This window comes from Comamonas sp. w2-DMI (genome assembly GCF_040187735.1).
Taxonomy (GTDB): Bacteria; Pseudomonadota; Gammaproteobacteria; order Burkholderiales; family Burkholderiaceae_C; genus Comamonas; species Comamonas terrae.
Genome location: NZ_JBANEL010000015.1, coordinates 49,719 through 67,947, shown reverse-complemented (window position 1 = coordinate 67,947; position 18,229 = coordinate 49,719). Strand labels below are relative to the sequence as shown.

The following is an 18,229-nucleotide window of genomic DNA, read 5'->3' as shown; positions in this document are numbered from 1 at the left end:
CGGGCGCCGCCGCCTAAGAGAAAGAAGCTGGAGGCCTGTTTTCGCCCGCGCCTCCTCTCGGCCCTGCATATAAGTGACATCCCGTACTTGTGGATGCAGCGGGAGTCTTTCTATAATTGTTTCACCAACTGAACTGTGTTTTATTGGTAAAACAAAAGCCGGAAGGCTTTTGCCATGTGTCAGCGGTTACAGGAGAGACAAATGACAGACTCCACACAGAACACCCCCCGCAGCTGGGACCGCCCCGAGGGCGCCAGCTTTGAAGACTGGATGAACACGCGCATCGCGCGCTTTTCCACGCGCAAGTACGACTTCGACGCGCTGAAGTTCCAGGCCGACTACGACCCCAAGTACCGCCGCGGCCAGATGCGCTACATCGGCACGGGCGGCACGGGCGTGGCATCCGACAGCAACACCATTCCCTCGGAGCACTTCACGTTCTCCACCATGGTGATCCCGGCCGGCCATGAAGGCCCGTCGCACCTGCACGTGGACGTGGAAGAAGTGTTCTTCATCATGCGCGGCAAGATCAAGCTGGTGCTGGAGAAGGACGGCGAGCGTTTCGAGACCATCCTGACCGACCGCGACGTGGTTTCCGTGCCCCCGGGCGTGTATCGTGAAGAAATCAACATCGGCGACGAGGACGCGCTCATGTGCGTGATGCTGGGCTCCAAGAAGCCCGTCACCCCGACCTATCCGCCCGAACACCCGCTGGCCAAGATCAAGCGCTGAGCCCGGCCATGACGCAGGACACGCTGTCCCTCAAGGTGCAGCAGCTGCAGGCCGGCTTTCCCGAGCGTCTGGTGCAGTTGCCGGACGGCTCCGAGGTCGCCTGGCGCGAGGCCGGCAATGTGGCCGGCGATGCTGCGGCCGGGTTTGCGGTCGTGCTGCTGCACGGCATCAGCTCGGGCGCGGCCTCGTGGCTGGACGTGGCGCTGCCGCTGGGTAGCCAGGCGCGCGTGCTGGCCTGGGATGCGCCGGGCTACGGCGCCTCCACGCCGCTGGCGCAGCCGGCACCCACCGACGCCGACTATGCCGGGGCACTGGCCCGGTCGCTGGACGTTCTGGGCCTGCGCCGCTGCGTGCTGGTCGGCCACTCGCTGGGAGCGCTGATGGCAGCCCGGCTGGCCTGCACGGCCGAGCCCGGCCTCATCGAGCAGCTGGTGCTGATCAGCCCGGCCGGCGGCTACGGCGCGCCGGCCAAGGCCGAGCAGCGGGCCAAGGTGCACCAGGGCCGGCTGGCGTCGCTGGCCGAGAAGGGCGTCGCCGGACTGGCCGCCGTGATCGACCAGCGGCTGGTCTCGGACCAGGCGACCGAGGCGGTGCGCGAATGGGTGCGCTGGAACACGGCCCGCATGCATGCGGGCGGCTATGCGCAGGCGGTGGAACTGCTGTGCGGCAGCGACCTGGGGCAGGCGGCCGGCAAGCTGTCCATGCCGGTCCAGGTCTGGGTCGGCGAGCATGACGTGGTCACGCCCCCGGCTGCCTGCAAGGCCTGGGCCGAGCTGCTGGGCGCGCACTACGGTACGCTAGCGGCCGCCGGCCATGCTTCACCCGTGGAACAGCCTGGGGTGATCGCGCAAAAGCTGGCATCTTTGCTGAACCAGAGCACCAGCCCATAGCCATGAACGAAACTCTCGAGACTTCGACCAACGACAACGACCGCTACACCGTGCCCGCGCTGGAGCGCGGCCTGCGCCTGCTGGCCTGCTTCAGCCCGGCGCAGCCCGTAAGGAGCGCGCCCGAGCTGGCCCGCTGCCTGCAGCTGCCGCGCTCCACGGTGTTCCGCATGTTGACCACGCTCGAAAACTCGGGGTATTTGCAGCGCAGCGGCACCGAGTACCGCCTCGGTCTGGCCGTGCTGCGCCTGGGCTATGACTATCTGTCGACCCAGCCGCTGGCGCAGCTGGCCGAGCCGGTGCTGCAGGGCCTGTGCGATGCGCTGGGCATGACCAGCAATCTGGCACTGCGCGACGGCACCTCGGTGGTCTATGTGGCGCGCATCACGCCCCCCGGCGCCTTCCAGGGCGCGGTGCGCGTGGGCTCGCGCCTGCCGGCCCACGCCACGGTGCTCGGGCGTGCCCTGCTGCATGACATGGATGCCGCGCAGCTGCGCGAAATCTTCGGCGGCGAGGAGCTGCCCCAGTTTTCCGAAAGCACGCCGCACAACGTCGAGGAACTGATGCGCCTGCTGGTGCAGGACCGCGAGCGCGGCTACGCGATGGGCGAGGGCTTCTACGAGCCCGGCATCTCCAGCATCGCCGCACCGGTGCGCAGCGCCGACGGCCGGGTGGTGGCGGGGTTGGCCATGGCCATTCCGTTCACCGAACTGGTGCCCGAAAAGACCCAGCGCTGGGCGCAGCAGGTGCGCGAGGCGGCCGAGACCCTGTCCGGCCACCTGCGCCAGCAGCACCCGGACTTCCTGCGCTGACAGCCTGGAGCAACGCCGGGCCAGCGCATTTTTCAGGAAATTGAAATGAAGAACATTGCATTGATTGGCTGCGGCGCGATTGGCTCCAGCGTTCTGGAGCTGCTGAGCGGCGACGCCCGGCTGCAGGTGCGCTGGGTGCTGGTGCCCGAGGCCGGCGCTGCGATCCAGGAAACCGTGGGCCGCCTGGCCCCGCAGGCGCAAATCCTGCCCGCCCTGCCCGCCGACGCGCGCCCCGACCTGATGGTGGAGTGCGCGGGCCATGGCGCCATCGAGGAGCATGTGCTGCCCGCGCTGGCGCGCGGCATTCCGGCGGTGGTCGCGTCCATCGGTGCGCTGAGCGCACCCGGCATGGCCGAGCGCGTGCAGGCGGCGGCCGAGGCCGGCCAGACCCAGGTGCAACTGCTGTCCGGCGCCATCGGCGGCATCGATGCGCTGGCCGCGGCCCGCGTGGGCGGGCTGGATTCGGTGGTCTACACGGGCCGCAAGCCGCCCAAGGCCTGGAGCGGCACGCCGGCCGAGCAGGCCTGCGACCTGGCCGCATTGACCGAGGCCTTCTGCATCTTCGAAGGCACGGCCCGCGAGGCGGCCCAGCTCTACCCCAAGAACGCCAATGTGGCGGCCACGCTGTCGCTGGCCGGCCTGGGCCTGGACAAGACCATGGTGCGCCTGTTCGCGGACCCGGCCGTGTCCGAGAACGTGCACCACGTCGAGGCGCGCGGCGCCTTCGGCGCCATGGAGCTGACCATGCGCGGCAAGCCGCTGGCGGCCAATCCCAAGACCTCGGCGCTGACCGTGTACAGCGTGGTGCGCGCCGTGCTCAACAACGTGGCCTCGCTGGCCATCAGATCCGACCCCGACCCGCCCCGCAGGGTTTCACCATGCGCCGTGCCCCTGGCATCCGCCTTGCCCGCGCCCTCGCGGAAATGCGCGCAGACGCATGCCCATTTGAGCATGGCGCCCATGGTGGCATGCCGCAGCCTGGCGGCCTTTGCGCTGCATCAAGCCCGATGCGCAGGGACCCGGGGCCTTTCTGAAATTTCCGTTCTCCGAGGAGACCACACCATGCAACGTTCCGCATTCCTCAAATCCTGCCTGGCGCTGGCCTGCGCCGCCGCACTGCCCGCGGCCATGTCGCCCGCGTGGGCCGCTGGCGCCACCGAACAGCTGTCCAGCGGACAGTTCACCATCATTGCGCCGTTTCCCGCCGGCGGCGCGGTGGACATCCTCTCGCGCATCCTGGCCACGGGCCTGACCGAGGAGTACAAGCAGGCCGCCATCGTGGACAACCGCCCGGGCGCCAACGGCAACATCGGCATCGACATGGTCAAGCGCGCCAAGCCCGACGGCCACACGCTGCTGGTCGTGCCCCAGGGCAACCTGACCATCAACCCCACGCTGATGCCCAAGTTGCCCTACAGCGTGTTCGGCGACTTCGTGCCCGTGGCCTCCATGGGCCGCGCCGCCAACGTGATCGCCGTCAATCCCCAGGTGCCGGCCAAGACCATCCAGGAACTGGTGGCGCTGTCCAAGGCCAAGCCCGATTCGATCAGCTATGCCTCGCCCGGCGTGGGCTCCAGCCTGCACCTGGCCGGCGAGCTGTTCAAGGACAAGTCGGGCGCCGACATCATGCACGTGGCCTACAAGGGCTCGGGCCAGGGCCTGAACGACGCGCTGGGCGGCACCATCCCCATGCTGATCGCCAACATGCCCACCGTGCTGCCCCATGTGCAGTCGGGCAAGCTGCGCGCGCTGGCCGTGACCGATGCCACGCGCTCGAACTTCCTGCCCAATGTGCCCACGCTGGCCGAGGCCGGCATCCCGGGCATTGCGGTTTCGTCCTGGTACGGCGTGCTGGCGCCCAGGAACACGCCGCCCGAAGTGGTCAGGCAGCTGGCCGAGGACATCGACAGGATCATGAAGACCCAGGCGGCGCAGAACCAGCTCAAGGCGCAGGGCATGACGCCCTGGGTGGTCAAGGGCGAGGCCTTCGGCGAGCTGATCCGCAAGGAGACCGCGCTGTGGGCGCCCGTGGTCAAGAGCCACCACATCGTGGCGCAATGAGAGCCGTTCTGGTGCTCTAATCGCGTTCTTGCGCCCCGACAAAAAGCGGCCCCGTGCCGCTTTTTGTCTTTTCCCCCCTTGTTCCGGAATCACCACGCCCATGACCATCGCCATCCTCAGTGCTCTTGCCGAAGAACAACACGGACTGGTGGATGCCATGGACGGGATGCAGAGCCTTCGCCATGCGGGGCGCGAATTCTGGCGGGGCCGGCTGCACGGGCACGAGGTGGTGTGCGCGCTGTCGGGCATAGGCAAGGTGGCCGCAGCCACCACCACGGCGGCGCTGATCGAGCGCTTCGGCGTGCGGGCAATCGTGTTCACCGGCGTGGCCGGCGGCATGGGGCAGGGCGTGAACGTGGGCGACGTGGTGATCGCGCGCCAGTTCCTGCAGCACGACATGGATGCCTCGCCGATCTTTCCGCGCTGGGAAATGCCGGGCTACGGCCGCAGCACGCTGGCCAGCGACGGCGCGATGACGGACGCCCTGGCGCGGGCGGCGGCCGGCGCGGTCCAGGCCGGCATCGTCGCTTCCCATGCCTCGGCCCGTGTGCACCAGGGGCTGATCGCCAGCGGCGACCGGTTCGTGGGCTCGCGCCAGGCCAGCGACCGCCTGCGCAGCGAGCTGCAGGCCGCAGGCCACGATGTGCTGGCGGTGGAGATGGAGGGCGCGGCCGTGGCCCAGGCCTGCTTCGACTACGGCGTGCCGTTCGCGGCCATGCGCACCATCTCGGACCGCGCCGACGACAGCGCCCATGTGGACTTCTCCACGTTCGTGCGCACCGTGGCCAGCCGCTACGCCCAGCAGGTGGTGTCGGACTTTCTGCGCCAGCTGGCATAGTGTCCTGCGCTTGCCTCAGCTTTTTGATAGCGGCTGGCACCTGTCCCGACTGAATCCTGATTGGTTTCCTGCATGAAGCCATGAGCTGGTGCGCGCTATCCGCTATCAAACCAGGACTCCGCCATGCCCTGCCGGGGCTGCCGCCGGTTCCTTGGGCGAACCCTGTTTTCCCCACCGCGCTTGCCGCGGTTTTTTTGCGCCCGCGGGGCGCGTTATTTTTTGTATCTCTTACGGGTTTTCCCGTGGTGTTGCCCGATTTGATCGTCACTAAACTGCCATCTGTTTCAAGAAAAAAGTGTCATTTCATATTTGAAACAAAACAGGGCAGAATGAGCATGAACACCACGCAACCCACCGGATCGCTCGCAGGGCGCCGGATTCTCGTCACCGGCGCCGCGCGCGGCCTGGGTTTTGCCTTTGCGCAGACGCTGTGCACGCAGGGGGCGCAGGTCGTGCTGGCCGATCTGCGCGAGGAGCTGCTGGCCCGGTCCGTGGAGCAGCTGCGCAGCCAGGGCCTGCAGGCCCATGGCGCGGCCTTCGACGCCAGCAACCCCGCTTCCATCGACCAGTGCGCGCAGCAGGCCGTCAAGCTGCTGGGCGGCCTGGACGGCCTGGTCAACAACGCCGCCGTCACCGACTCGGGCGGCAAGGGCATGGACGACATCGCCCTCGAGAAGTGGGACCAGGTAATGAACGTCAACGTGCGCGGCGTCTGGCTGATGACGCGCGCCTGCCGCGCCGCGCTGCGTGACAGCGGCTGCGGCGCCGTGGTCAACCTGGCTTCCGACACCGCGCTGTGGGGCGCGCCCAACCTCATGGCCTACGTGGCCAGCAAGGGCGCCGTCATGGCCATGACCCATGCCATGGCCCGCGAAATGGGTGGCGACAACGTCACCGTCAACGCCGTGGCGCCCGGCCTGGTGCTGGTCGAGGCCACCGAGTACGTGCCCGAGCACCGCCACCGTCTCTACATCGACCAGCGCGCGCTGCAGCGCGAGCAGCGCCCCGAGGATGTCTCGGGCGCCGTGGCCTATCTGCTGTCGGACGGTGCCCGCTTCGTGACGGGCCAGGTGCTGCCCGTCAACGGCGGCTTCGTCATGAACTGAGCGCAGGCCCGCCATGAGCGACAACGACAACGCGACCGCCGACGGCGGCTCCGACAAGTACATGGTGCCCGCGCTGGAGCGCGGCCTGCGCCTGCTGCAGGAGTTCGGCCGCGACAACGCCACGCTGGGCGCGCCCGAGCTGGCGCGCCGCCTGCAGCTGCCGCGCGCCACGGTGTTCCGCATGCTCAACACGCTGGAAGCCATGGGCTTTCTGCAGCGCGCCGAAGGCGGCAACGACTACCGGCTGGGCCTGTCCGTGCTGCGCCTGGGCTTCGAGTTCCTGTCCTCCATGGACCTGACCGAGCTGGGCCAGCCCGTGATCGCGCGGCTGTGCGACGAGATCCGCGTCCCCTGCAACATCGTGGTGCGCGACGGCCGCTCCATCGTCTACGTGGCCAAGGTCACCCCGCCGACGCCGCTGACCAGCTCGGTGCGCGTGGGCACGCGGTTGCCCGCCCACGCCACGCTGCTGGGCCGCATTCTGCTGGCCGACCTGTCGCTGCCCGAGCTGCGCGCGCTCTATCCGGAGGAGCACCTGGAAGGCCATTCGCCCAAGACGCCCAGGACGGTGCTGGAGCTGTTCGACCTGGTCCAGGCCGACCGCGAGCGCGGCCATGTCGCGGGCGCGGGCTTCTACGAAAGCTCGATCTCCACCATCGCGGCGCCCGTGCGCGACCACAGCGGCCGCGTCGTCGCGGCCCTGGGCGTGACCCTGGCCTCTGCCCAGATCGATCCCGAGCGCCAGGCGCAGCTGGTGCCGCGCGTATGCGCCGCGGCCGACGAGCTGTCGGAGCTGCTCAACTACCGGCCGCAGACCAGCGCGCAGGTTCTGTCCATCACTTCACGGCGCGCAGGAGGCGGCCATGCATGATTACCAACTCGACGCCACGGCCGTCGTCACCGGCGGCTCCTCGGGCATAGGCCTGGCCACGGTGGAACTGCTGCTGGCCCGGGGCGCCCGCGTGGCCCTGTGCGGCCGCAACCCCGAGCGCCTGGAGCAGGCCGTGCAGCATCTGCTGCACATCCATCCCACGGCGCGCGAGCGGCTGTTCGCCAAGGCCTGCGACGTGCTCGACGCCGCCCAGGTGCGGCAATTCGCCCAGGACTGCGAGGCGGCCCTGGGCCCGGCCTCCATCCTCGTCAACAACGCAGGCCAGGGCCGTGTCTCGACCTTCGAAAGCACCACCGACGAAGCCTGGACCGAGGAGCTGCACCTGAAGTTCTTCTCGGTGCTGCATCCCACGCGCGCCTTTCTGCCGCAGCTCGAGCGCGGCGAGGGCTCGGCCATCGTCTGCGTGAATTCGCTGCTGGCCTCCCAGCCCGAGCCGCACATGGTCGCCACCTCGGCCGCGCGCGCCGGCCTCAAGAACCTGGTGCGCTCCATGGCCACCGAATTCGCGCCCAGGGGCATACGTGTCAACGGCATCCTGGTCGGCCTCATCGAGTCCGGCCAGTGGCGCCGCCGCTTCGAGGCCCGCGAGGACCGGAGCCAGACCTGGGAGCAGTGGAGCGCCGACCTCGCCCGCAAGAAATCCATTCCGCTGGGCCGCCTGGGCTCGCCCGCGGAAGCCGCCCGCGCCATTTTCTATCTCGCCACGCCGCTGTCGTCGTACACGACCGGCAGCCACATCGACGTTTCCGGAGGCCTTTCCCGCCATGCCTAACACCCCCCAAATCACCGTTGGCGCCGTCATCGCCGAATTCCTCGAGCATTGCGGCGTGAAGGCCGCATTCGGCGTGATCTCCATCCACAACATGCCCATCCTCGACGCGCTGCATGCGCGCGGCAAGGTGCGCTTCGTGATGGCGCGCGGCGAAGCCGGCGCCGGCAACATGGCCGACGCCTGCGCCCGCTCCACCTCCAGCCTGGGCGTGTGCATCACCAGCACCGGCCCGGCCGCGGGCAACATCGCCGGCAGCCTGGTGGAAGCCTATACGGCCGGCACGCCGCTGCTGCACATCACGGGCCAGATCGAGACCCAGTACATCGACCAGAAGCTGTCGTACATCCACGAAGCGCCGGACCAGCTGACCATGCTGGGCGCCGTCTCCAAGGCGGCCTTCCGCGTGCGCAGCGCCGAGACCTGCCTGTCCACGCTCAAGGCCGCGGTGCAGGCCGCGATGACCGCGCCCACCGGCCCGGTGAGCGTGGAAATTCCGATCGACATCCAGCAGGCCCTGATCGACATGCCCGCCGACCTGTCGCCCCTGCCCGTGACGGCGGCGGCGCCCAGCCCGGCTGCGCTGGACGCGCTGGCCGACACGCTGGCCAAGGCCAGGCGCCCGCTGCTGTGGCTGGGCGGCGGCGCACGCCATGCGGGCCCCCAGGTGGAGCGCCTCAAGAAGCTGGGCTTCGGCATCGTCACCACCGTGCAGGGCCGCGGCATCGTGCCCGAGGACGATCCGGCCTCGCTGGGCGCCTACAACATCCAGAAGCCCGTCGAGGCCTTCTACCAGCGCTGCGACGCCATGCTGGCCGTGGGCACGCGCCTGCGCAGCAACGAGACGCTGAAGTACGAACTCAAGCTGCCGCGCCCGCTGCTGCGCATCGACGTGGACGCCGCCCAGCAGGGCCGCTGCTACATCGATGACGGCTTTGTCTGCGGCGACTCGGCCCTGGCCCTGGCGGGCCTGGCCGACCGTCTGGAGGCGCGCGGCTACCAGGCCGACCCCGAACTGCTGGCCGACCTGCGCCAGACGCACAAGGAAGTGGTGGCCACGCTGCACGACGGCCTCGGTCCCTACAGCGCCCTGGTGCAGCAGCTGCAGCAGGTGGCGGGCCGTCAGTTCAACTGGGTGCGCGACGTGACCGTTTCCAACAGCACCTGGGGCAATCGCGAGCTGCGTTTCTTCGAGCCCAACGCCGGCGTGCACGCCACGGGCGGCGGCATCGGCATGGGCATGCCCATGGCCATCGGCGCGGCCATCGGCGCGGCCGAGACCGGCTCGGGCCGCAAGACCCTGGGCCTGGCCGGCGACGGCGGCTTCATCCTGAACCTGGGCGAACTCGCCACGCTGGTGCAGGAAAAGTGCAACACCCTGATCGTGCTGATGAACGACCAGCGCTATGGCGTGATCCAGAACATCCAGGACGCCTCCTACGGCGGCCGCCGCTGCTATGTGGAGCTGCATACGCCCGACTATGCGCAGCTGTGCGCCTCGATCCAGCTGCCCCATGCCCGCGTGGGGAACCTGCAGGAGCTGCCCGCCGTGCTGCAGTCCGCCTGGAACCAGGAAGGCCCCTTCCTGCTGGAGATCGACATGCGCGCCATCGGCAGCTTCAAGACCGCGTTCTCGGGCCCGCCGGTGAACAAGCTCGACCAGATCCCGGCCACCACCAAGGCGCAGTGAGGAGTTTCACCATGGCCAACCTTGAACTGCTCCCCATCAACATCGCCGGCGAATGGCGCCTGGGCGGCGGCGACGAGTCCGCCACGCTCTACCCCGCGACCGGCGAAATCGTGGGCCGCCTGCGCGCCCCCAGCCTGGCCGATGTGGAAGAGGCCATCCAGAAGGCCGACCAGGCCTTCCGCACCAGCGGCTGGGCCCGCAAGAAGCCGCACGAGCGCGCCGCCGTGCTGCACCGCGTGGCCCAGCTGATCCGCGAGCGCGCCGAGCCGCTGGCCCAGCTGCAGCGCCTGGACAACGGCAAGCCCATCAACGAGACGCGCGCGCTGGTGGCCAGCGCCGCCGGCACCTTCCAGTATTTCGCGGCCGCTGCGAGACCATGGAGGAGACCCTTACGCCGCCCCGCGGCGACTTCATGACCATGAGCGTCTACGAGCCCATGGGCGTGGTCGCGGCCATCACGCCGTGGAACTCGCCCATCGCCAGCGAGGCGCAGAAGCTCGCTCCCGCGCTGGCGGCCGGCAACGCCGTGGTCGTCAAGCCCGCCGAAGCCACGCCGCTCTTGGCGCTTGAGCTGGCGAAGATCTGCGAGGAAGCCGGTGTTCCGAAGGGCATGGTCAGCGTGTTGCCCGGCCGCGGCTCGGTGATCGGCGACGCCATCACCAAGCACCCGCTGGTCAAGCGCGTGTCCTTCACCGGCGGCACCTCCACCGGCAAGCACATCGCCCGCATCGCGGCCGACAAGATGATGCCCGTCTCGCTGGAGCTGGGCGGCAAGTCGGCCACCATGGTGCTGGAGGACGCCGACCTCGACCACGCCGTCAACGGCGTGCTCTACGGCATCTTCAGCTCCTCGGGCGAATCCTGCATCGCCGGCTCGCGCCTGTTCGTGGCCAAGAAGCTCTATGGCGACTTCATGGAGCGCCTGACGGCCAAGGCCGCGCAGCTGCGCGTGGGCGACCCGGCCGACGAGCGCACCCAGATGGGCCCGCTGATCACCGCCAAGCACCGCGAAACCATCGAGAGCTACGTGGCGCTGGGCCTGTCCGAAGGCGGCCGGCTGCGCACCGGCGGCCACCGCCCCGAGGGCGCGCAGTACGAGCGCGGCTACTACTACCGCCCGACCATCCTCGAAGGCGTGACCAACAGCGACCAGATCTGCCAGCAGGAGATCTTTGGCCCCGTGCTCGTGGCCATGCCCTTCGACGACGAGGAATCGCTGCTCGAGCAGGCCAACGACAGCGTGTATGCGCTGGCCGCCGGCATCTGGACGCGCGACTACAAGGCCGCGTGGCGCATCGGCCGCGCGGTGCAGGCCGGCACCGTGTGGATCAACACCTACAAGCAGTTCTCCATCTCCACGCCGTTCGGCGGCTGGCGCGACAGCGGCCTGGGCCGCGAAAAGGGCCGCATGGGCATCCAGCAGTACATGGAGCAGAAGAGCCTGTACTGGGGTCTGAACGCCAATCCCCTGGCCTGGGCAAATTAAGGAAAGATCATGAGCGTACTGGGCATTGACGAAATCAGCTACGGCGCCGACGACCTGGCGGCCTGCCGCCGGTTCTTCCTCGACTGGGGCCTGAAACTGGTGGAGGAGCAGGCCGACCGCCTGGTGTTCGAAACCTTGAACGGCTGCCGCGTGATCGTGGCCGCCACCAACCACCCCGACCTGCCGCCCGCCATCGAGGCCGGCCCCACGCTGCGCGAAGTGGTCTGGGGGGTGGAGAGCGAAGCCGACCTCGCGCTCTACGAAGGCCGCATTGCACAGCTGCCGGGCTTCGTGAAGCAGGGCGGCCCGAACGGAGGGCGCATCGGCTGCACCGACCCCAACGGCCTGGCCGTGCGCCTGCAGGTCACGCAAAAGCGCGACGTCGAGGTGCCCAGCGCCGAGTACAACACCTGGAGCCGCAAGGGCCGCATCAACCAGGCCAGCCCGGCCTACGAGCGCGCCCAGCCCATCGAGGTCGGCCACGTGGTCTTCTTCGTCAAGGACGTGCAGGCCTGCGAGCGCTTCTATGTGGACAACTTCGGCTTCGCGGCCTCGGACCGCTACCCCGAGCGCGGCGCCTTCCTGCGCACCGCGCCCGATGGCGGCCACCACGACATCTTCCTGCTGCAGCGCCCCGACAGGCACGCCGGCCTGAACCACGTGGCCTTCACCGTGCGCGACATCCACGAGGTCTTCGGCGGCGGCATGCACATCTCGCGCTGCGGCTGGGACACCCAGCTCGGCCCGGGCCGCCACCCCGTGTCGTCGGCCTACTTCTGGTACTTCAAGAACCCGGCCGGCGCGCTGGTCGAGTACTACGCCGACGAGGACCAGCTGACCGGCGACTGGCAGCCGCGCGACTTCGAGCCCGGCCCGACGGTGTTCGCCGAATGGGCGATCGACGGCGGCCTGGACGGCAACACCCGCCGCCAGAAGGGCGCGGGCGCCGCCGACGGCAAGTTCCTGACCGATAAAAAGCATTAAGAGGCATTGACGGCACCGGCCGGTATCCCACCCTCCACGATTCCACAACCCACGGGCTATTCCATGAAAAACATTCGTCGCCAGGTAGTTATCGCTGCTGCATTGCTGGCTGCAGCCCAGATGTCCGGTTCCGCGCTGGCGCAAGCCTATCCGGCCAAGCCCATCACCCTCGTCGTGGCCTATCCGGCGGGCGGCGATACCGACGCCATGGCGCGCCTGTATGCCGACAAGCTGTCCCAGCGCCTGGGCCAGCCCGTGGTGGTGGACAACCGGCCCGGCGCCAGCGGCACCATCGGCACCGTGCATGTGGCCAAGGCCGCACCCGATGGCTACACGCTGCTGCTGGCGCCCAACACCTTTGCGATCGCGCAGTTCGTGCTCAAGACCGCCTCGGGCTCGAGCTACGACGTACTCAACGGCTTCACGCCCATCGTGCAGACCAGCGTGCAGCCCATGTTCGTGGCCACCAGCCAGGGCTCGGGCATCAAGGACATCAAGACCCTGGTGAGCCAGGGCAAGAGCGGCAACCTGACCTATGCCAGCCCCGGCAGCGGCTCGCCCATGCACATCCTGGGCGAGATGTTCAACAAGGCCGCCGGCACCAGGCTGGGCCACATCCCCTACAAGGGCGTGGCGCCGGCCGTCAACGATCTGATCGGCGGCCATGTGCCCACGACCTTCATGACCTGGGGCCCGATCGCGCCCTATGCCGGCACCAAGGTCAACGTGCTGGCCGTGGCCGATGCCCAGCGCAGCACGCTGGCGCCCAACGTGCCTACGCTGGGCGAACTGGGCATCAAGGACGTGGAAGTGTCGGCCTGGCAGGGCCTGTTCGGCCCCAAGGGCATGTCGCCCGAGACCGTCAAGCTGCTGAACACCCACCTCAACGAAATCCTCAAGATGCCGGACGTTGTCTCCAAGATGGCCACCTTCGGTGCCCTGCCTGCGGGCGGCGAGCCGGCGCGCCTGGCCAGGACCAACGCCGCCGATTACAACCGCTTCGGCAAGCTGATCAAGGACCTCGGCATCCAGGCTGATTGATATGACCCTCCCTGAGTCGCTTCGCGCCTTCCCCCCCCAAAGGGGGACGACACCTTCGGTGCGGGGCGGCCCTTCCTCGGTGTCCCTGAGCTTGGACTGCGCCAGTTCCATGCGCAGCGCGCCCCGGGCAATGAAATCGAACCACGATTCAAGACAGTTTTCGAAGGAGAGAACCATGGCTGTAGATCGATATCTCGAACCCCACCAGGCCCGTCAGCGTCCCGGCACGCTGTTCGAAGACCTGCTGGGCGATGCCATCGAGCGCGCCTTTGGCGAAGGCGTGCAGACGCTGCCCGAGCTGGTGGCCTACATCAACCGCAGCGGCCCCGCCGGCGAGAACGGCGAGGCCTGGACCGAACAGAGCTTCCAGGCGCTGATGGCGCGCCTGGGACAGTGAACCCGCGAGCACGACAGGAGCGCCCCATGAACGTACAAACCATCACCATCGATCCGGTGGACCGTCTGCTCAACCAGGGCCTGAAGAACCTCTGGTACGCCGTCTGCCCTTCCAGCTTCGTCAAGACCGAACCCATCTCGCTGCGCCGTTTCGGCCGCAAGATCGCGCTGTGGCGCGATGCCGCCGGGCAGGTCCATGCGCTGGAAGACCACTGCCCGCACCGCGGCGCGCCGCTGTCCCAGGGCGTGAACCTGGGCGACCGCCTGGCCTGCCCCTACCACGGCGTGGAAGTGCGCTGCGACGGCACCGTGACCAAGGTGCCCGGCAGCCCCGGCTGCAAGCTCGAGGGCTCGCGCGCCGCGCTGGACTTCCATGTGCGCGAGTCGCATGGCGCCATCTTCCTCTACAACAGCGACAAGCATGTGGACGAGGCGCCCGAGTTCACCCTGCCCGAGGAGCTGACCTCGCCCGCGTACTCGAACTTCCTGTGCTATGCCGAGTGGCGCAGCGACTACCGCTACGCGCTGGACAACGTCATGGACCCCATGCACGGCACCTTCCTGCACAAGCAGTCGCACTCCATGTCCGAGGGCGACAGCAAGGCCACCTTCCAGGTGCGCGACACCGACCACGGCTTCGTGTTCGAGAAGGTCGGCCAGCGCGGCGTGAACTTCGACTGGACGGAGTTCGGCGACACGGGCGTGCATTGGATGCGCCTGGAGATCCCGTACCCCAAGACCGGTGGCCCCGGCGGCAACTTCGCCATCGTCGCCTGCGTCACGCCCATCAGCGCCGAGCTGTGCTCCGTGTTCTTCTGGCGCTGCCGCAAGGTGGACGGCTGGATGCGCGACACCTGGCGCTTCCTGTACCGCAACCGCCTCGAGGCGCGCCACTGGGCCGTGCTCGAGCAGGACCGCATCATGATGGAGCAGATGGAGCACGACGCCAACGAGCGCGAGAACCTCTATCAGCACGACATCGGCCTGGTGCGCCTGCGCCGCCACCTGCGCCGCCTGGCCCAGGAACAGATCGACGAAGGCATCGCATCATGAGCAACATCTTGCAGGCCTTCGTGCACACGCTGCGCTACGAGGCCCAGGACACCATCAGCGTGGAACTGCGACCGGTGGACGGCGGCGAGTTCCCGGCCTTCACGGCGGGCTCGCACATCGACCTGCACCTGCCCAACGGGCTGGTGCGCAGCTATTCGCTGTCCAACGACAGCAGCGAGCGCCACCGCTACGTGGTCGGCGTGCTGCGCGACCGCGCCAGCCGCGGCGGCTCGCGCTGCGTGCACGAATCGCTGCGCGTGGGCATGCCCATCACCATCTCCGAGCCGCGCAACCATTTCGCGCTCGACGAGAGCGCCACGCACTCGGTGCTGGTGGCCGGCGGCATCGGCATCACGCCCATGCTGTGCATGGCGCGCCGGCTCAAGGCCCTGGGGCAGTCGTTCGAGATGCTGTACTTTGCGCGCGAACGCAAGAGCGCGGCCTTCCTGGCCGAGCTGCAGGCCCTGGGCATGCCGCTGCATCTGCATTTCGATGCCGAGGCCGGCGGCCCGCCCGATCTGCGCGGCCTGCTGGCCCAGCGTGCGCCCCAAGCCGGTCTGCACCACTACGCCTGCGGCCCCACGCCCATGCTCGACGCCTTCGAGAAGTTCTGTGCCGAGCTGGGCCATGCCAACGCCCACATCGAGCGCTTCACGCCGGTGGAGGTCAAGGCCGCTTCCGACGCGCGCACCAACTACACGGTGGAGCTGAAAAAAAAGCGGCCGCTTCATCGAGATCACGCCCGACAAGTCGCTGCTGGACACGCTGCTGGAAGCCGGCATAGCCGTGGACCACAGCTGCTGCGAAGGCGTCTGCGGCTCCTGCGAGACGCGCGTGCTCGAAGGCATACCGGACCACCGCGACTCGGTGCTCAGCCCCAAGGAGAAGGCCAGCAACAAGGTCATGATGGTCTGCGTCTCGGGCTGCAAGAGCGACAAGCTGGTTCTCGACATCTGATTCCACACCAAAACCACACAGAGGAGACATCCCCATGAAATCATTGCTTATACCCGTGCTCGGCGCGGCGGTTGCGGGCCTCGGCGGCACCGCCTTCGCGCAGTCCAAGGTCGAACTGTTCGGCGTCGTCGATGTGGGCGTGGCCCACCTGGGCGGTTCGGGCGCGTCCAAGACCGGCCTGTCCACAGGCGGCGCCAACATCAGCCGCCTGGGCTTTCGCGGCACCGAGGACCTGGGCGGCGGCCTGAAGGCGGGCTTCTGGCTCGAGGCCGGCCTGGACGTGGACAGCGGCAACGGCAAGGCTGCCGGCGGCAGCCTGAGCTTCAACCGCCGCTCCACCGTGAGCCTGATGGACAGCTGGGGCGAGATCCGCCTGGGGCGCGACGACTCGGCCACCTTTCTGAACACGCTGATCTTCGACCCCTTCCTGACCAACGGCGTCGGCGGCACGGGCGCGTTCACCATGCTGGGCGTTCCGGGCGTGCCCTCGACCGGCGGCGCACCCATCCAGATCAGCAATGCGGTGAGCTACTTCCTGCCCCAGAACCTGGGCGGCTTCTACGGCCAGGCGCAGGTGGCATTCGGCGAGCAGTCCAGCAACGCGCCCAACAAGCGCGAGGGCGACTACCGCGGCCTGCGCCTGGGCTACCGCCAGGGCGCGTTCAACGGCGCGCTGGCCACGGGCCGGCTCTATGGCAATACCAGCGACACCAACCTGACCGCGAGCAACCTGGGCCTGTCCTATGACTTCGGCGTGGCCAAGCCCATGCTGCTGTGGGCCACGGAAAAGCGCGGTGGCACCAAGATCACGGCCGTGCAGCTGGGCGTGACCGCGCCCGTGGGCAATGGCGAGGCGCGCGCCTCCTTCGGCCACTACAACACGTCGGGCAGCAATGCTGACTGGAACAAGATCAGCGTAGGCTATGGCTACAACTTCTCCAAGCGCACCCAGGTCTACGGCACCTACGCCTTCCTGAAGAACAAGGGCTCGGCGGCCCGGTCCATCGGCGTGCAGGGGCTGAGCGCTCCGGGCACCACGCCGGGTGGCAACTCCAACGGCCTGGAGTTCGGCATCCGCCACTTCTTCTGATCCTGCCCCATCGGTCCGGCAGCCGCCGGACCGGGGTTTCGGCGGCCCACCGGCCGCCGCACCGCGCGCCCCCCCGGACGTGCGCCCTGGCGGGGCCGGCGGGTGCCGGTCCCGGCTTTTCCCTTTGACAACGCTAGCCGGACCCACATCATGAAAGACTCACGCTCGTTGCGCTGGTGGGGCGTGGTCACGCTGTTCGTGATCGTCGCCATCTCCTACGTGGATCGGATCAACATCTCGGTCCTGATCACCGACCGCGACTTTCTGTCGCACATCGGCCTGACGCCCGACGATCGCACGCGCCAGGGCCTGCTGGCCACGGCCTTCATGGTGGGCTACGGCGTCTCGTCCTTCGTGCTCACGCCATTCTGCGCGGCGCTGTTCGGCGTGCGCCGCAGCCTGTTCGGCGGGCTGCTGCTGTGGGGCGTGGTGACCTTTCTCTCGCCGGCCATGAGCAGCTACGGGTTGCTGCTGGCCTCGCGCATCCTGCTGGGCGTGTCCGAAGGGCCGCTGTTTTCGCTGGCCGGCAGCTACATCAAGGCGCATTTCGAGAGCCGCGAGAACGGCAAGCCCAATTCGCTGGTCAACATGGGCACCGGGCTCGGCCTGGCGGTGGGCTATCCCTTCGTCGGCTACCTGGTCGTGGGCCACAACTGGGAGACCTCGTTCCATGTGCTGGGCCTGATCAACGTGCTGCTCGGCGTGCCCCTGGTCTGGGCCTTCGTGCGCATGCCCAAGGTGGAGACCGGCCTGCCAAAGCCCCGGTCGCTGGGCGAAGCCATGGGCCAAGTCGGCAAGATCGTGCGCGGCGCCATGCACACGCGCTACCTGTGGCTGATCACCATCCTGACGGCGGCCTTCCTGTCGTACCTGTGGGGCAGCAGCAACTGGCTGCCCGCCTACCTGAAGGAGTCGCGCGGCTTCTCGATGCGAGAGATGGGCTGGCTGGCTTCGCTGCCGCAGTACGCGAGCGTGGCGGCGGTGTTCGTGGGCGGCATGATCATCGATCGCATCGCGCGCCGCCAGGTGCCGCTGATCTTCGTCTTCGGCAGCATCGGCGTGGCCGCTGCCGTGTGGCTGGCCATCCACATGGAGGACCGCTATGCCGCGGCCTACTGCCTGATTGCGGCCAACTTCTGCTGGGGCCTGATGAGCCCGGCCATCCCGAGCACCGTGCAGCACTGCGCACGGCCCGAGCACGTGGCCAGCGCCTATGGCGTGGTCAACGGCGCGGGCAGTCTGGTGGCGGGCTTCATGCCGGCCGTCATGGGCGCGGTGATCGGCGCGCTGTCGCGCCATGGCGGCGTGAGCGCGGGCTTTTTCGCGGGCTTCGCGGCGCTGATCGGCACGCAGGTGATCGTGATGCTGTGCGGCATCGTGTTGTGGGTGCGCGAGCGCGGCCAGGCCGCTGCGGCCTGAATCTGCTCCTCAAAAG

General features: G+C 68.5%; 15 protein-coding genes and 3 pseudogenes. All 18 read left to right on the top strand.

Translation table 11 applies throughout. The features are described from left to right. Positions 1-201 precede the first annotated feature (201 nt). On the top strand, positions 202-732 hold the full coding sequence (locus V8Z74_RS16120) for a cupin domain-containing protein (protein ID WP_066480961.1): 531 nt from the start codon (positions 202-204) through the stop codon (positions 730-732). A gap of 8 nt (positions 733-740) precedes the next feature. After that, a complete protein-coding gene (locus V8Z74_RS16115) occupies positions 741-1,622 on the top strand; it encodes an alpha/beta fold hydrolase (protein ID WP_349710160.1) in 882 nt (293 codons plus the stop codon). 2 nt (positions 1,623-1,624) lie between these two features. Next, positions 1,625-2,431: an IclR family transcriptional regulator gene (locus V8Z74_RS16110; RefSeq protein ID WP_349710159.1), complete on the top strand. Its 807-nt coding sequence runs from the start codon at positions 1,625-1,627 to the stop codon at positions 2,429-2,431. 45 nt (positions 2,432-2,476) lie between these two features. Continuing rightward, positions 2,477-3,274: pseudogene (locus V8Z74_RS16105) on the top strand (aspartate dehydrogenase); the annotation flags it as partial. A gap of 219 nt (positions 3,275-3,493) precedes the next feature. Then, a complete protein-coding gene (locus V8Z74_RS16100; RefSeq protein ID WP_349710221.1) occupies positions 3,494-4,492 on the top strand; it encodes a Bug family tripartite tricarboxylate transporter substrate binding protein in 999 nt (332 codons plus the stop codon). 100 nt (positions 4,493-4,592) lie between these two features. Continuing rightward, positions 4,593-5,330 carry a 5'-methylthioadenosine/adenosylhomocysteine nucleosidase gene (locus V8Z74_RS16095; RefSeq protein ID WP_349710158.1) on the top strand — a complete coding sequence of 246 codons (738 nt, stop codon included), beginning with the start codon at positions 4,593-4,595 and terminating at the stop codon, positions 5,328-5,330. A 335-nt stretch (positions 5,331-5,665) separates the two neighbouring features. Beyond that, positions 5,666-6,436, top strand: a complete 771-nt coding sequence (locus V8Z74_RS16090) for an SDR family oxidoreductase (protein ID WP_502879560.1) — start codon at positions 5,666-5,668, stop codon at positions 6,434-6,436. Positions 6,437-6,449: 13 nt separating this feature from the next. Further along, positions 6,450-7,307 carry an IclR family transcriptional regulator gene (locus V8Z74_RS16085; RefSeq protein WP_349710156.1) on the top strand — a complete coding sequence of 286 codons (858 nt, stop codon included), beginning with the start codon at positions 6,450-6,452 and terminating at the stop codon, positions 7,305-7,307. Then, on the top strand, positions 7,300-8,100 hold the full coding sequence (locus V8Z74_RS16080; protein ID WP_066480946.1) for an SDR family oxidoreductase: 801 nt from the start codon (positions 7,300-7,302) through the stop codon (positions 8,098-8,100). The genes V8Z74_RS16085 and V8Z74_RS16080 overlap by 8 nt, the downstream gene beginning before the upstream one ends. Further along, complete coding sequence (locus V8Z74_RS16075) at positions 8,093-9,787, top strand: thiamine pyrophosphate-binding protein (protein ID WP_349710154.1); 1,695 nt, start codon at positions 8,093-8,095, stop codon at positions 9,785-9,787. Before V8Z74_RS16080 ends, V8Z74_RS16075 begins: the two co-directional genes overlap by 8 nt. An 11-nt stretch (positions 9,788-9,798) precedes the next feature. Continuing rightward, positions 9,799-11,273, top strand: a pseudogene (locus V8Z74_RS16070) (aldehyde dehydrogenase). A 9-nt stretch (positions 11,274-11,282) separates the two neighbouring features. Beyond that, positions 11,283-12,257 carry a VOC family protein gene (locus tag V8Z74_RS16065; protein WP_349710153.1) on the top strand — a complete coding sequence of 325 codons (975 nt, stop codon included), beginning with the start codon at positions 11,283-11,285 and terminating at the stop codon, positions 12,255-12,257. A 63-nt stretch (positions 12,258-12,320) separates the two neighbouring features. Continuing rightward, a complete protein-coding gene (locus tag V8Z74_RS16060) occupies positions 12,321-13,298 on the top strand; it encodes a Bug family tripartite tricarboxylate transporter substrate binding protein (protein WP_349710152.1) in 978 nt (325 codons plus the stop codon). A gap of 175 nt (positions 13,299-13,473) precedes the next feature. Further along, on the top strand, positions 13,474-13,695 hold the full coding sequence (locus V8Z74_RS16055; RefSeq protein ID WP_066480929.1) for a recombinase-like helix-turn-helix domain-containing protein: 222 nt from the start codon (positions 13,474-13,476) through the stop codon (positions 13,693-13,695). 26 nt (positions 13,696-13,721) lie between these two features. Then, entirely contained in the window at positions 13,722-14,747 is a 1,026-nt protein-coding gene (locus tag V8Z74_RS16050) for a Rieske 2Fe-2S domain-containing protein (protein WP_349710151.1), read from the top strand. Further along, positions 14,744-15,704, top strand: a pseudogene (locus V8Z74_RS16045) (PDR/VanB family oxidoreductase). Before V8Z74_RS16050 ends, V8Z74_RS16045 begins: the two are co-directional and overlap by 4 nt. A 34-nt stretch (positions 15,705-15,738) precedes the next feature. Then, complete coding sequence (locus V8Z74_RS16040) at positions 15,739-16,794, top strand: porin (protein ID WP_066480923.1); 1,056 nt, start codon at positions 15,739-15,741, stop codon at positions 16,792-16,794. A 150-nt stretch (positions 16,795-16,944) separates the two neighbouring features. Continuing rightward, a complete protein-coding gene (locus tag V8Z74_RS16035) occupies positions 16,945-18,213 on the top strand; it encodes an MFS transporter (RefSeq protein ID WP_349710149.1) in 1,269 nt (422 codons plus the stop codon). Positions 18,214-18,229: the final 16 nt, after the last annotated feature.

What these genes read in the sequence shown, in the direction of transcription:
- V8Z74_RS16085 (WP_349710156.1), top strand. Translation starts at nt 6,450, where the DNA reads ATGAGCGACAACGACAACGCGACCGCCGACGGCGGCTCCGACAAGTAC.
- V8Z74_RS16055 (WP_066480929.1), top strand. Translation starts at nt 13,474, where the DNA reads ATGGCTGTAGATCGATATCTCGAACCCCACCAGGCCCGTCAGCGTCCC.
- V8Z74_RS16075 (WP_349710154.1), top strand. Translation starts at nt 8,093, where the DNA reads ATGCCTAACACCCCCCAAATCACCGTTGGCGCCGTCATCGCCGAATTC.
- V8Z74_RS16100 (WP_349710221.1), top strand. Translation starts at nt 3,494, where the DNA reads ATGCAACGTTCCGCATTCCTCAAATCCTGCCTGGCGCTGGCCTGCGCC.
- V8Z74_RS16115 (WP_349710160.1), top strand. Translation starts at nt 741, where the DNA reads ATGACGCAGGACACGCTGTCCCTCAAGGTGCAGCAGCTGCAGGCCGGC.
- V8Z74_RS16035 (WP_349710149.1), top strand. Translation starts at nt 16,945, where the DNA reads ATGAAAGACTCACGCTCGTTGCGCTGGTGGGGCGTGGTCACGCTGTTC.
- V8Z74_RS16040 (WP_066480923.1), top strand. Translation starts at nt 15,739, where the DNA reads ATGAAATCATTGCTTATACCCGTGCTCGGCGCGGCGGTTGCGGGCCTC.
- V8Z74_RS16060 (WP_349710152.1), top strand. Translation starts at nt 12,321, where the DNA reads ATGAAAAACATTCGTCGCCAGGTAGTTATCGCTGCTGCATTGCTGGCT.
- V8Z74_RS16090 (WP_502879560.1), top strand. Translation starts at nt 5,666, where the DNA reads ATGAACACCACGCAACCCACCGGATCGCTCGCAGGGCGCCGGATTCTC.
- V8Z74_RS16095 (WP_349710158.1), top strand. Translation starts at nt 4,593, where the DNA reads ATGACCATCGCCATCCTCAGTGCTCTTGCCGAAGAACAACACGGACTG.
- V8Z74_RS16120 (WP_066480961.1), top strand. Translation starts at nt 202, where the DNA reads ATGACAGACTCCACACAGAACACCCCCCGCAGCTGGGACCGCCCCGAG.
- V8Z74_RS16065 (WP_349710153.1), top strand. Translation starts at nt 11,283, where the DNA reads ATGAGCGTACTGGGCATTGACGAAATCAGCTACGGCGCCGACGACCTG.
- V8Z74_RS16110 (WP_349710159.1), top strand. Translation starts at nt 1,625, where the DNA reads ATGAACGAAACTCTCGAGACTTCGACCAACGACAACGACCGCTACACC.
- V8Z74_RS16050 (WP_349710151.1), top strand. Translation starts at nt 13,722, where the DNA reads ATGAACGTACAAACCATCACCATCGATCCGGTGGACCGTCTGCTCAAC.
- V8Z74_RS16080 (WP_066480946.1), top strand. Translation starts at nt 7,300, where the DNA reads ATGCATGATTACCAACTCGACGCCACGGCCGTCGTCACCGGCGGCTCC.